Origin of the sequence: Nitrosococcus oceani ATCC 19707 (assembly GCF_000012805.1) — a bacterium.
GTDB lineage: Bacteria > Pseudomonadota > Gammaproteobacteria > Nitrosococcales > Nitrosococcaceae > Nitrosococcus > Nitrosococcus oceani.
Genome location: NC_007484.1, coordinates 1,946,471 through 1,960,528 on the forward strand (window position 1 = coordinate 1,946,471; position 14,058 = coordinate 1,960,528).

Sequence of the window (14,058 nt, forward strand, 5' to 3'; positions counted from 1 at the left end):
GGGCGGTAACACCCTAAAACAGGCTGCAAAAATTAAGTATAGCCAATTACCTATAATTTAGAGACCCGCTATCTCGGTTGCTCCCGCAAGAATCATGACTACAATCTTTTATATATATGCAATTAGGCAAAACATCCACAACATCCCATGGTAAGAAACAGCAATAGACCCACTTATTATGCCGACGTCGAAAGTTGCGTCGAAAATATTTTATCTAAAGTGGGTAAAAACATTGTACTGGGTATACCCATTGGTTTGGGAAAACCCAACCAATTGGTCAATGAATTCTTCCGGCGGGCAACAAAAGATCCAACGCTTCGATTAAAAATCTTTACCGCCCTTACTTTAACCAAACCACAATGGAAGAATGGACTTGAACGTAGGCTAGTGGAACCACTCTCTGCAAGAATTTTTGGTAACTATCCTGAACTCGATTATATCTCGGCGCTCGAGAGATCCCAGCTTCCTCCTAATATAGAAGTTGCAGAATTTTATTTCCAGCCGGGTCAACTGCTCCATAATAGCCATGCACAGCAAAATTATGTGAGCAGCAACTATACTCACGTAGTGCGCGATTCCTTAGATAGTGATATGAACGTTTTCGCCCAGCTCATTAGCAGCGCTAAACAATGGGAAAACAAGACTTATTACAGCTTAAGCTGTAATGCCGATCTTACCCCTGATCTCATTCCGAAAATGCGCGGGTTAGAAAAATCCGGAAAAAAAATAGCCATACTCGGACAAATCAATCCTGAACTGCCCTTTATGTATGGCGATGCCCAGGTACCGTCAGAGAATTTTGACGCTATTGTGGATCACCCTCAATATGCCTTCAAACTCTTTGGCCCCCCCAATATGGCAATTAATCCTAGCGATTATATGATTGGGCTTCATGCTAGCGCGCTTATCAAGGATGGGGGCACCATTCAGCTGGGGATCGGTTCCTTGAGCGATGCCGTTACTTATCTCATTAAGATGCGGCATCAATACAACGCCGTTTATTGCGCCCTTTTATCAGAAGCAAACGTCCTCGGAAAATTTGAAAAGATGATCCACAATGTGGGAGGCAATGAACCTTTCAAGGAAGGTCTCTATGCAACCAGCGAAATGTTCGTCGACGGTTTCATGCAGCTTTATCGAAGCGGAATCCTAAAACGAAAAGTATATCCCCATGAAACCCTTCAACGGCTTCTCAATGAGAACAAACTCAGCCATCAAATTTCTCCAGCGGCTTTAACTCGTCTCATAGAAGAAAAAATTATTCATCCGCAGCTTAGTGAAAAAGAGGTTACTCTACTACAACAATGGGGTATTTTTAAAATGGAATTGAAATACCAGAACGGATTTATCTATCCACCTAACGAAATACCCATTCCTGCTGATCTGGCGGATAGCCAGTCTGCTGAAAAAATTTATCGTCATTGCTTAGAACCCCACATAAAAGGGGGGCACCTACTCCACGCGAGCTTTTTTCTTGGACCTCAACGCTTTTATAATTTCTTACGGGGATTAAAGAAAGAAGAACGAGAACAATTTTGTATGAAAAGAGTTGCTTATGTTAACCAACTTTATGGCAGCGAAGAACTCAAAAGACTACAAAGAAAAGATGCCCGTTTTTTAAATTCCGCCCTAATGGTGACTCTCAATGGCGCCATAATTTCAGATAAACTTGAGGATGGACGTACCGTGAGTGGAGTTGGCGGTCAGTATAATTTCGTTGCCATGGCTCACGCCTTAGTGGATGCCCGCTCCATCATCATGCTCCGAAGCGTTCGGGAAAAACACGGGGAAATTCATTCTAATATCATTTGGAACTATGGCCATACTACCATTCCTTGTCATCTACGGGATATGGTAGTGACCGAGTATGGTATTGCCAATCTCAGAGGAAAAAATGATCGTGAAATTATCATTGCCTTATTAAATATTACGGATTCTAGATTTCAAGATTTTCTTCTCAGAGAAGCCCAGAAGGCAGGGAAAATATCTAAAAATTACCAAATCCCTGATGACTTTAAAGACAACTACCCAGCACGCCTTAAAAAACATTTGCGCCCTTATAAAGATCAGGGTTATCTGCCAGAATTCCCCTTTGGCACTGAATTTACCCCGGAAGAAATTGCGCTAACAAAAGCATTTGAGGCGATTCAAACCATGATAGCTAAAAAAAGGTTCCCTATACCTAATAAGCATCAGCTCAGAGCTATCCTCTCTGCCCCAGAAATCGCAACCCCCTACCTGCAGCGGTTACAATTGGATAAACCCACCACAATGAAAGATAAACTGATGCAAAAACTGGTACTCTATGGGCTATCTCAAACTGGTGCAATGTAATGTGTGGCCGTTATACGCTCTATACTTCCCCTGCAAAGATCGCCGCCCATTTTCATCTCCATCAAGTCCAGGGCCTAATTCCCCGCTTTAACATTGCCCCATCCCAAACAGTTCCCGTCGTGCGTGGAGAGTCCTCGTATAGAGAATTAACCCTGCTACGCTGGGGGCTTATTCCCCACTGGTCCAAGGAAGAGAAATCGCCTTATAATTTAATCAACGCCCGTGCCGAAACCGTTGCCACTAAACCCGCCTTCCGGGGGGCATTCCGGCAGCGGCGTTGCCTTATTCCCGCCGATGGATTCTATGAATGGAAAGCAGAAGCGGATGGCAAACAGCCCTACTATATCCGCCACCACGATGGCGAAGTATTTGCTTTTGCAGGACTTTGGGAACATTGGGAAGGAGAAACGGGCCAATATATCGATTCTTGCACGATTATCGTCACCGCCGCCAATAAGCTAATCCAACCGATTCACGACCGAATGCCGGTCATCCTAGAACCCGTTGACTACGAAACCTGGCTCAACCCCAACAACAACCAAGCCACCAGTGTACTGACAGCCCTGCTAAAATCCTATCCACCGGAAAAAATGAAGGCTTACCCCGTAAGCAAAAAAGTGAATAGGCCCACAAATGATGACTCCGCCTGTATTACACCCCTGCCTTGAAATTCTCCGTGGAGGGTAAACGCTTCCCTGGCGAGGTTACAAAGCGCTGCCTTGCTGCGAGCGCGAGGCTGATAGTCGCGTTTCTTCAACAAACTGAGCGGTAGCTTTATCAAGCACTGGCTTCTGCCGTTTGTGGACCTTATGAACATAAAGCGTTTTCCGATCAGCCGCCGTCCCTGGAGCGGAAGGCAAGGCCATTTTATAGGCGGATGGATACGCATGATCAGCCAGTAAACGCTCTAAATTATAGACTTTATTAAATTGCCAAAGCATTTTTAGAAAATTGAACTGCCCCCTAATCAGACGCTGGCTTACCAGCCCCGCTAAATGCCCCATTGTCCGCCAGGAAATATGTTTCATGTTCATTACCCGTTGGGTTTTAAGAAGCTCACTATAAAATTCTTCCAACGGAAGCCGAGTCGGTAGCACCGCGTGTTGAATATCAAAGAGACGGTAGTCACGGGTAGTTAAGCGATCAGATTGAGTATGCCAAATTTCCGTGCCAGGATAAGGCGTATTAATACTAATGTTCACCACCTCCGGGACTTCAAGACACCACTGACGAACGACTTCAAATCGCTCCCGATCCCAGTCCGTGTCCGCAATAATATTGATAGCAACGGTAATGCCTAGGGAACGGGCACATTCCAGAGCTTCCATGTTCTGGTCGAGAGAGACTCGCTTGCGGAATTTCTTTAATCCTTCCTCATCGATAGCCTCAAGGCCCAGAAACATATACTCCACGCCCAATTCCCGCCAAAACTTAAAAACTTCCTTGTTACGCAAGAGTACATCGCCCCGCGTTTCAAGATAGAATTTTTTCTTGATCCCCTTGCGAGCAATCGCCTCACCAATCTCTAGTCCGTGCTTGGATTGGATAAAGGCCACATCATCCACAATAAAAATACCCGACTCCTTTATCCGCCCCAACTCCTCAGCAGCCACCTCCGGACTAATCGTACGGTAACTCCTGCCATAAAAGGTCCAAGCGCTGCAAAAATTGCAGTCCCAAGGACACCCCCGTGAAAATTCAATGGAAGCGCAAGGATCAAGATGGCCGATAAAGTACTTACGCCGATGCCGCACCAGATCCCGGGCAGGCCGGATATCATCAAGGCTTGGCACCATAACGGGAGGCGGGCCATCACCCTCTAAAGTCACAACGCCAGGCACTTCCGTGATGGCTTCCCTATCCTCCTCGATCACCTCCATGAGCCGCGCCACGGAAGATTCCCCCTCCCCGCGCAGCACGCAGTCAATCGCCCCGTCACCATGTTCCAGAAGCTCATGGGCGGTAAAGGTAGCGCTGTGCCCCCCCACAAAAAGAAAACATTGAGGCAGGCGCCGCTTGGTCTCTTTTGCCAGATCAACTATCTCGGGCACATTAGCCAAGAAATTGCACGAGAAGGCCAGGGCATTAGGGCGCCAATGTTCAATGAACTTAAAATAGGCAGCATGAGTTTCTACCTGCAAATCAATAATTCGAACCTCATGCCCAGCCCGCCGAACCGCCTCGGCGACCAGTTCGAGCCCTAGGGGCTCCAGCCGTAAAAAAACCTCAGTGTACATGAGCGGACCTGGATGAACAGCGAGAAAACGCATCACACCACCTCCTTCCCGTCGCAGGCAATTTCAAAGAATAAGTACCTATGGACAAAATATGGAATATGTGTGATGCGAAGGAGAGTGTGTTGAAAATTTGCTTTTTCTCCCTGAAAAAAAGAGCTTGATGCCCGTCCTCCTTGGCATACCTCCAGCTATCTCGATTTGCCCTTGGTGAATCCCATGGGGGCTTCCCTGTCCCCTCGTACCACGCTACTCTCTCGCCCCAATACCCCAGAAATTTTGCCGAGGAATTTAAGTTATAGTAGAAACGTTTCGATTATTCTAGGGAGGAAGTAGGTAAATGGTTAAGCGAACTCAGCAACCCCCCTGTGTGGGAGGTCCAGTCCATCGCAGTAACATAGTTAGCGTGGCCATAAGTTGGGCCATCATACCTCCCATACTCATTCAAGCACTCCGCAAACCATGGGCCGCCGCCACCATGGTGCGAAGCGCCGTTTCTACTTCTGGCCACGCGCGAGTCTTAAGGCCGCAATCAGGATTAACCCAAAGCCGCTCGGCAGGAATATATTCAGCCGCCTTTTTTATTAATCCTACAATTTGCGCTTCAGTGGGCACCACAGGAGAGTGGATGTCATAGACTCCCGGTCCTATTTCATTGGGGTATTCAAAGGCGGCGAATGCGGCCAGCAGCTCCCCATCGGAGCGGGACGTTTCAATGGTAATCACATCCGCATCCAAAGCTGCGATGGCGTGAATGATATCGTTAAACTCCGAGTAACACATATGAGTGTGAATCTGAGTTCCGTCCTCCACTCCACTGGAAGCCACTCGGAAACAACGTACCGCCCAAGCTAAATAGGACTCCCATTCCACGCGGCGTAACGGCAACCCTTCCCGGAAGGCTGGTTCATCGACCTGGATAAGCTTGATGTCTGCCTGCTCCAAATCCCGAACTTCATCACGCAGGACAAGGGCTAATTGCAGGCAGGTATCAGCGCGAGGCTGATCATCACGTACGAAGGACCATTGCAGCAAAGTCACGGGACCCGTCAGCATCCCTTTAACCCGCCTTGAGGTCAGTGATTGAGCATAGCGTAGCCACGCTACCGTCATGGGCTGCCGGCGAACCACATCACCATAGATAATGGGCGGCTTGACACACCGGGAACCATAGCTCTGAACCCATCCATTTTGGGTGAAAGCAAAACCTTCTAACTGCTCGCCAAAATATTCCACCATATCATTGCGTTCCGCCTCCCCATGGACCAGTACATCTAATCCGTAACTTTCCTGCGCCTGGATAGCCCTTGCTATTTCGGCTTCCATCTGCCGTCGATATTCCGGTTCAGCGATTCGGCCCGCCTTAAAATCCCGCCGGGCCTTACGAATATCTGGGGTCTGAGGAAAGGAGCCAATAGTCGTGGTAGGATAAAGTGGCAATTTTAACTCTTCCCGCTGAACCTGAGCACGAACAGGGTACTTATGGCGCCGCCGAGTCATGTCTTCGTTCACTTCAGTCATACGGGCTCGAATTTCCGGCCGGTAAATCCGCTCTGACTGGCGGCGACTCGCTTGAGCCGCGGCTGAATCCGCCAATGCCTGAGCCACGACATCCCGCCCTTCCACTAACGCTCGCTTCAGAGTCGCTACCTCCTCGATTTTTTGCACGGCAAACGCCAACCATGACTTTAGCTCTTCATCCAACGCCGATTCTAAAGCTAAATCCATGGGGCTATGGAGTAAAGAGCAAGAAGGGGCGATCCAAAGCCGATCATCCAGGCGTTCCCGCAAGGCTTCTAACTGCGCCAGACTCGCTTCTAGATCATTACGCCAAATATTACGTCCATCCACGAGCCCAGCGGAGAGAATCTTATAAGAGGGAAACTCATCCAGCACCTTAGCCAATTGCTCAGGGGCGCTAACCAGATCGATATGCAGACCTTCTACCGGCAACTGGCAAGCCAACCGGGTATTATCGCCAAGCGCCCCAAAATAAGTGGCCAGGAGACGTTTCGGACCACCGTTAACCAAGCTAGAATAGGCCCTTTCAAAAGCGGCTTTCCAATCCGGAGGCAGATCCAAGACTAGAATCGGCTCATCAATCTGAACCCACTCGACTCCCTGCGTCTTGAGACGATGCAACACTTGACCATACACTGGGAGTAATGCGTCCAGTAAAGAAAGCTTATCGAACGTACTGCCTTTACTCTTACCTAGCCATAAAAAGCTCAAAGGCCCAAGTAATACTGGCTTAATGGGAAAATCCAGTGCTTGCGCCTCCGCAACCTGGTTAAACAAGGTGCTGCTCGCTAGACGAAAAGCCTGCTGGGGTTGAAACTCAGGAACAATATAATGGTAATTGGTATTAAACCATTTAGTCATTTCACAGGCTGCCACCTCCTTTTTGCCAGGCGCTCGCCCTCGAGCCATGCAAAAGTAGGTATCCAGATCGACTTCATCTTGGATCTCACCGAATCGGGGCGGTACCACCCCTAGCAGGGCGGACATATCAAGCACCTGGTCATACCAGGAAAAATCACCCACAGGAACTAAGTCTAGACCCGCTTCTTGCTGCTGTTTCCAATGGAGTGCTCGCAACTCTCTGGTTACCTGAATCAGCTCTTGCTGACCCAGCTGTTCTTTCCAATAAGATTCCAGCGCCCACTTCAATTCCCGTTGGCCGCCTATTCGCGGGAAACCTAGATTATGTGCCACGATCACGATAAACACCTTCCTTATTGCTTTCCTTATCAATAAGGAACAGTGTGCCCCAGGTAATTTATTAATACAATTTAATTATTTTTAAAATTTTATGAATTTAATTCATGAAATTCTAGTTAACCTTTATATTTAGAGAACTGCGAAACATTTAAGATTTCGAATCGTAACCTAGCTTATATGACGCAATAAAACCAATGCCCGCCCCTTAACCGTCACTTGCCCGCCTGCCTCATATCGGCGATGATCTTCCTCAGAAAGAGCCTCATCCGTATCCAGGGATTTTAGCCAGTGTTGTCCCCATTCTTCGTTTGGGAGAGTAAAGGTCAGCGGCTTATGGTGAGCATTGAAGAGCAGGTAAAAGCTATCGTCAACCACCGGCTCGCCATACCTATCGGTGTCGATAATTCCCGCGCCATTTAAATACACTCCCAAGGATTTAGCATAACCCACACCCCAATCTTCCTCCGACATTTCCTGGCCTTCGGGCGTAAACCACTTGATATCAAAAATACTGCTGCCGTGAATAGGGCGGCCCTGAAACCAGTGCCGGCGGCGAAAGATGGGATGTTCCTTTCTAAAATGAATCAACCGCTGGGTAAATTCCAGCAAAGTCTCATCTCTATGGGCCCAATCCAACCAAGAGATCTCATTATCCTGGCAATAAGCATTATTGTTCCCTTGCTGGGTTCGACCTATTTCATCACCCCCCAGCAACATGGGCACACCTTGGGACAAAAATAGGGTCGTCAGGAAATTACGCTTCTGACGAGCTCGAAGCCTATTGATTTTAGGGTCATCGGTAGGCCCCTCAACGCCGCAATTCCAGGAGCGATTATGACTTTCACCATCTTGGTTATCCTCCCCATTGGCCTCGTTATGCTTCTCGTTATAAGAAACCAGATCATGGAGGGTAAAACCATCATGGGCAGTGATAAAATTGACGCTTGCAAAAGGCCGGCGGCCACTGGCTTCATAAAGATCCGAGCTACCGGTAAACCGATAGGCAAATTCACCCAAAGTCTGCTCCTCCCCACGCCAATAATCACGCATGGAATCCCGGTATTTCCCATTCCATTCAGCCCAACCCGGCGGAAAATTACCGACCTGATAACCTCCTTCGCCCAGATCCCAGGGCTCGGCAATCAACTTGACCTGAGAAATTACCGGATCTTGGTGGATAATGTCGAAGAAGGCCCCCAGACGATCCACTTCATGCAACTCCCTTGCAAGCGCTGACGCCAAGTCAAATCGAAATCCATCCACATGCATCTCCAGTACCCAATAGCGGAGGCTATCCATAATCAGCTGCAGGGTGCGGGGATGCATCATATTGAGGGTGTTGCCGCAGCCCGTGTAGTCCATGTAGGCGCGAGAGTCCTCAGGCTGCAAACGGTAATAACTAACATTATCAACTCCCCGGAAACAAAGGGTAGGCCCTAACTCGTTCCCCTCGGCGGTATGATTGTAAACCACATCTAAAATCACCTCGATCCCCGCCGCATGTAACTTCTTGACCATAGCCTTAAACTCGCTAACATGCTGACCTACATCAGAATAGCTAGCGTAGCGGGCATCCGGGGCAAAGTAGCCTATAGAATCGTAACCCCAATAATTACGCAAACCCTGTTCGACTAAACGGCGCTCGGAAACGCAGTGATGAACCGGCATGAGTTCGACCGCTGTCACCCCCAGGGAATGGAGATACTCAATTACCGCCGGGCAAACCAAGCCACTATAGGTCCCCCGCAGATGTTCTGGAACCTCTGGGTGGCGAGCGGTAAAACCCTTAACATGAACCTCATAGATCACGGTCTCATCCCAGGGAGTTCGCAGCTGGCGATCTCCTTCCCAATCAAAACTGGGGTCGATCACCACGCATTTAGGCAGCATTGTGGCGCTATCGCGCTCATCCTTGCTAAGATCAGCCTCGGGGTGCCCAACTTGATAGCCATAAAGGGCATCGTCCCACTGGACTGTTCCCTCAATAGCCTTAGCATAAGGATCAAACAGTAATTTAGCTGGGTTAAAGCGATGACCAGCATGGGGCTCATAAGGACCATGAACCCGAAAACCATAGCGTTGTCCTGGCCCCACCCCTGGCAAGTAGCCATGCCAAGAAAAATTGGAGGCTTCTGAAAGCCGAATCCGTATCTCCTCCGGACCATTGAATAGGCAAAGTTCTACTGCCGTCGCATGTTCTGAAAAAAGAGCAAAATTAGTCCCTGAACCATCCCAGGTCGCTCCCAACGGGTAAGGATCTCCCGGCCATAACTTCATAGGTTTATCCATTTTTTGGAGTTTCACCATAACTGATTTCAATTTTGTTCCTGCAAAACTTCATCCGCCCGGAGAATTCGCGGTTCCTCGCAGCCTTCGGCGAAGGGGCTTCCTTGGCCTCCGTTGGTTGGTCGCTCCTCGCGCTTTCACTTCACACCCTCGCTAGGGGAAAACATCCATGTTTAATTCCAACGTTCGACTCCAGCAGAGATTGGGGGCTCAAAATAAAATAGTAACAACAGCCCAACCAAAACGAATGGCAAGCGCCAAACCCAACCTGCCCAATAACCCCCGATAGGAGCAAGCCGAAGCTCTAACCAGCGCCCTACTCCCATGATAACAGCAAGGATACCAAGCGCCGCATGGTGAGCCTCAATGAGGAATTCAGATTTCAGGGCAAACACCGTATGGGAGTGAGTCAATAGTAAAGCACCGCCCACCAAACAAAGCCAGGGGAAAACCAACAGAGCCCTGGGGTCAGCTATCTTTCCTATCCGGACCCGCCACTCAAATAAGCCAAGGGCAATAACCAGCACGGTGAGCAAACGATGCTGCAACACCACGGGTACTTGCAACGTACTCCAAAAACTTTCCGGTCCTAGGGGCCAAACAGTAGAAGCAGCGAATAAGAACAGAAAAACAGCCAGCCCCAAAAACAGTAAAGGCCAATGACGTGCCCAGGTAAAGTACTTGCTGCGATCCACAAGTGCCAGAAGCGCCATAACCAGAACGATTACCCCAGAAAAATTATGATTGAAGTTGCTTTGCGCTCTTTCAGCAGCTACGGGCACAGCGTAATTATCAAAAACGGAGCTAGCAGCTGCAGAATATTCTTCCCGCGATGGCGGAATTAAATGGGGCATTCTCGGCATAAAATGGCCAATTACCTCGCTAAAACTAGCCTGCTGCTGATTAGGCGTGTCCACTGCTGGTGGCAAAGAGGTTAGGGTTGCCGCCAAAAGCAAGACAACGCCCAATACCCAGCTCTCCACCCCCAAAAAAAGTGGGACTTTCTCCAATACCCCCTTTGCTTGATGATGCTTCCGCCACTGCCTAACCTGGGAGAAGTTTCTAGCCGCCAGCACCAACGCCAAAGCCAACAATATCGTCTTGGCAATGACCATAACTCCATAGCCGGTTCCTACCAGACCTTGCCAACTCCCCACATACGCTATCGCTAGGTAGGCTCCGGCAGTAACCAGAAGAATCACCGAGCCCAACGCCAGGAGAGAAAAACGCGCCAGCCAGCGGGGCCAAAGATAAGAAATCTCTAAATTCCCCCATAGCAGCCGCCACAAAACAAGCAAATGAAAAACTCCCCCCACCCAAATAATAGCGGCCGCCTGGTGCAGCACGGTAATAATCATCAGCGGTATCCGATCATCAATTCGGCTCGCGCCATGCACAGACCAAGCCCCCGCCACAACCATTCCGCTGGCACATAGCGCTAAGACTATCCAGGCAGCAAGGGAAGTCGGCCGTCGCATGAGCCAGAGCCAGGACACGATAGTCAACCCTAAAGCCGCCATGACCCGTATTATTCCTGCTTGGGCAAAACCTGTCTCCAGAAACTGTATGACCGGCCATTCCCTTAGCTCATCAGTTAAAAGCAAGAATTGAAGCCCTAACCGAAGAGCCTGAATGGCTACCAGAACTCCGCCCCCCACCGCTATCCAAATAACGCTGGAGCGCAGTGCTATTTGGCCCATAATAGTAAGCGGCCGCCAAGGCTGTAATACAGCAAGAGCCGCTGTTACCCCACCTACCGTCAACGCTAATGCAATAAAATCAAATCCGTGCAGTAAAACACCAACAAACTCGATAAGCGGCGTCATCGAAACCCTATACTTTTACTCGGGTTCGTTGATGGCGAAACGAACAACCCCTTCCATGGTATGGCCATCCGCAGCTAGAATTTTATAGCGTACTTGGTAGGCGCCTGACTTCAAGGGAGGTAAAGAGATGTGAAGACAAGCCGGCTCAGCGTCCTGGGTGAAATTACGATCAGCAATAGGGAGCATTTTCAGGCGGGCCTCCATACTCCAAAGATTTACCCGGCTAAAAGCCTTTTCTATCTTGACATTAAAGCAAAGTGTAATGGTGTCAGGAGCTTGCGTAAGTAGCGCTTGGTCGGCCGGCGAGGATTTCACAACCACGGCGTGTTCCCAAGCTAGCGTTACCGTTATCCCCAGAACCAGCAATATCCGAACACCTGAAGATAACCCCTCCATCAACGAGGGCATCTTCGCAGTTTTCGGTATCATGAAGCATTTCTCGAACTTTGGGAGAACAAACGGGGGGAATTCTGAGCGCAGACTTCCCTCTTAACCATGGGTACCTGCTGCGGAGGAAACCACGCTAGCCTTGGACTTAGGCAGCCGAGCACGGTAGGTTTTCACGCGCTGGAGAATGCCCTCAGCATTCAAATGACACTGCTCCAAGAGCGCCTCACGGGAGCCATGTTCTAAAAAATTATCAGGTAAACCATGCAGGAGTAAAGGCACTGAAACCCCATGATAAGCCAAGCATTCGCTGACAGCGCTCCCCGCGCCGCCCGCAATAACATTATCCTCTACAGTCACCAGCAATTCATGGTTCATCGCCATTTCCAGGACCAAATCTTCATCCAAGGGTTTAACAAAGCGCATATTCACCACCGTGGCATCCAGCTTTTCCGCTGCTTCAAGGGCGGGCGCCACCGTGGCACCAAAAGCAAGGATAGCAATACCCCGACCTTTCCGCTTAAGCTCAGCCTTACCCAGCGGCAGTGCTGTCATGCTTGCTTCAACGGCTACCCCTGGTCCTTTCCCACGAGGATAACGGACTGCTGCCGGTTGGTTAAGCAGGAAACCCGTATAAAGCATCTGCCGGCACTCATTTTCATCTGCCGGAGCCATCACTACCAGGTTAGGGATGCAGCGAAGATAGGTCAAATCAAAGCTACCCGCATGGGTAGGGCCATCCGGCCCTACCACCCCAGCTCGATCTATGGCAAAAAGCACTGGCAGGTTTTGCAGAGCAACATCATGAATCAGCTGATCATAGGCCCGCTGTAGAAAAGTGGAGTAAATCGCAACCACCGGTTTTAACCCATCGCATGCCATCCCGGCAGCTAAAGTCACACTGTGCTGCTCGGCAATAGCCACATCAAAGTAACGTTCCGGAAAACATTCAGAAAATTTCACCAGACCCGACCCCTCCCGCATAGCGGGAGTAATGCCTACCAAGAGTCCATCCTGGGCTGCCATATCACACAACCACTGGCTGAAGACTTGAGTGTAGCTCATTGCGGATGATGGTTTTTGGGGCCCTTGCTGGATGCCAACCTTAGGATCAAACGGGGTTACCCCATGATAGGTGACCGGATTTTCCTCCGCTAGCGTATAACCTTTACCCTTACAGGTGACGATATGCAACAGACGGGGGCCAGTTAACTTATGTAAATTCCGTAAGGTACGAATCAACGAACTCAAATCATGCCCATCGATAGGGCCGAAATAATTAAAGCCCATCTCTTCAAACAAAGTCCCCGGAGCTACCATCCCTTTCACATGTTCTTCCGTGCGGCGCGCTAATTCCCACATAGGTGGCGGCATACGTTCAAGCACCTTTTTGCTACCTTCCCGCACCGTTGAGTAAACCCGCCCACTTAATAACCGTGTCAAATAACTAGAAATTGCGCCCACATTAGGAGAAATGGACATCTCGTTATCATTCAGGATCACAAGTAAATCAGCCCCCAGGGCACCGGCATGATCCAACGCCTCATAAGCCATTCCTGCCGTCATTCCGCCATCGCCGATAATGGCCACTGTTTTGCGCTTCTCCCCCTTCTCATTAGCGGCAATGGCCATACCGAGAGCGGCACTAATCGAAGTGCTAGAATGACCCACGCCAAAAGTATCGTAAGGACTCTCGTGACGACTGGGGAAGGGCGCCAAACCGCCTGCTTGACGGATAGTTCCCAACCGTTCCCGTCGTCCTGTGAGCACTTTGTGGGGATAGGCTTGATGCCCTACATCCCATACCAGGCGATCTTCCGGAGTGGCAAAAATATAGTGTAGGGCGATCGTCAATTCGATAGTCCCCAAACCTGCAGCCAAGTGTCCGCCACTGCGAGCGACGGAGTGAAGGAGAAAATCGCGCAATTCCTCGGCGAGAGTCTCTAGATCCGACTCAGGCAAACGGCGCAAACGCTCCGGGGAATCAATCTGTTCTAATAGAGGATAGCTAGTTACAGAGGCCATGGTTTGTCCATAATGACATTTATAAGACCTTACAATTATGTTAAAGCACCGTACCGAAGCGCAAGGATTTTTTTAGCAACACTGGAGAAAAACTAGTAACATATATAAAACTAAGAATTGTTTATCTCTAAGCATGCCCGGTCCCTATAAGGTAAGCTCTTAGCTTGCTAAGAGCAAACCTAGAAATGTTTTCTAAGTACACGATTTTTATAATTGCGCTTGCAAAGGGTGCTGGTGGTCTGTAT

8 protein-coding genes are annotated in these 14,058 nt (G+C 49.3%); 2 read left to right on the forward strand and 6 right to left on the reverse strand.

The genetic code is table 11. From position 1 onward, the window contains the following. The first annotated feature begins 147 nt into the window (after positions 1 to 147). Positions 148 to 2,334, forward strand: a complete 2,187-nt coding sequence (locus tag NOC_RS09370) for an acetyl-CoA hydrolase/transferase C-terminal domain-containing protein (RefSeq protein ID WP_011330744.1) — start codon at positions 148 to 150, stop codon at positions 2,332 to 2,334. Then, entirely contained in the window at positions 2,334 to 3,002 is a 669-nt protein-coding gene (locus tag NOC_RS09375; RefSeq protein WP_002809204.1) for an SOS response-associated peptidase, read from the forward strand. The genes NOC_RS09370 and NOC_RS09375 overlap by 1 nt, the downstream gene beginning before the upstream one ends. A 36-nt stretch (positions 3,003 to 3,038) precedes the next feature. On the opposite strand, the gene hpnR is transcribed toward NOC_RS09375, so the two are convergent. The 6 genes from hpnR to dxs form a co-directional block, all read right to left on the reverse strand. After that, on the reverse strand, positions 3,039 to 4,604 hold the full coding sequence (hpnR, locus tag NOC_RS09380; protein ID WP_002810384.1) for a hopanoid C-3 methylase HpnR: 1,566 nt from the start codon (positions 4,602 to 4,604) through the stop codon (positions 3,039 to 3,041). A 408-nt stretch (positions 4,605 to 5,012) separates the two neighbouring features. Then, positions 5,013 to 7,289: a 5-methyltetrahydropteroyltriglutamate--homocysteine S-methyltransferase gene (gene metE / locus NOC_RS09385; RefSeq protein ID WP_011330745.1), complete on the reverse strand. Its 2,277-nt coding sequence runs from the start codon at positions 7,287 to 7,289 to the stop codon at positions 5,013 to 5,015. Between the two features lie 168 nt (positions 7,290 to 7,457). Beyond that, positions 7,458 to 9,566, reverse strand: a complete 2,109-nt coding sequence (gene glgX, locus NOC_RS09390) for a glycogen debranching protein GlgX (RefSeq protein WP_147094512.1) — start codon at positions 9,564 to 9,566, stop codon at positions 7,458 to 7,460. A gap of 182 nt (positions 9,567 to 9,748) precedes the next feature. After that, positions 9,749 to 11,401: a copper resistance D family protein gene (locus NOC_RS09395; protein WP_002808861.1), complete on the reverse strand. Its 1,653-nt coding sequence runs from the start codon at positions 11,399 to 11,401 to the stop codon at positions 9,749 to 9,751. Between the two features lie 15 nt (positions 11,402 to 11,416). Next, positions 11,417 to 11,830: a copper resistance CopC family protein gene (locus NOC_RS09400; RefSeq protein WP_011330747.1), complete on the reverse strand. Its 414-nt coding sequence runs from the start codon at positions 11,828 to 11,830 to the stop codon at positions 11,417 to 11,419. A gap of 60 nt (positions 11,831 to 11,890) precedes the next feature. Next, positions 11,891 to 13,813 carry a 1-deoxy-D-xylulose-5-phosphate synthase gene (gene dxs, locus NOC_RS09405; protein ID WP_002811148.1) on the reverse strand — a complete coding sequence of 641 codons (1,923 nt, stop codon included), beginning with the start codon at positions 13,811 to 13,813 and terminating at the stop codon, positions 11,891 to 11,893. Positions 13,814 to 14,058 lie beyond the last annotated feature (245 nt).

Excerpts from the sequence above, each read along its gene's own strand:
- NOC_RS09370 (WP_011330744.1), top strand. The coding sequence starts at position 148 with ATGGTAAGAAACAGCAATAGACCCACTTATTATGCCGACGTCGAAAGT.
- NOC_RS09375 (WP_002809204.1), top strand. The coding sequence starts at position 2,334 with ATGTGTGGCCGTTATACGCTCTATACTTCCCCTGCAAAGATCGCCGCC.
- hpnR (WP_002810384.1), bottom strand. The coding sequence starts at position 4,604 with ATGCGTTTTCTCGCTGTTCATCCAGGTCCGCTCATGTACACTGAGGTT.
- glgX (WP_147094512.1), bottom strand. The coding sequence starts at position 9,566 with ATGAAGTTATGGCCGGGAGATCCTTACCCGTTGGGAGCGACCTGGGAT.
- NOC_RS09395 (WP_002808861.1), bottom strand. The coding sequence starts at position 11,401 with ATGACGCCGCTTATCGAGTTTGTTGGTGTTTTACTGCACGGATTTGAT.
- NOC_RS09400 (WP_011330747.1), bottom strand. The coding sequence starts at position 11,830 with ATGATACCGAAAACTGCGAAGATGCCCTCGTTGATGGAGGGGTTATCT.
- dxs (WP_002811148.1), bottom strand. The coding sequence starts at position 13,813 with ATGGCCTCTGTAACTAGCTATCCTCTATTAGAACAGATTGATTCCCCG.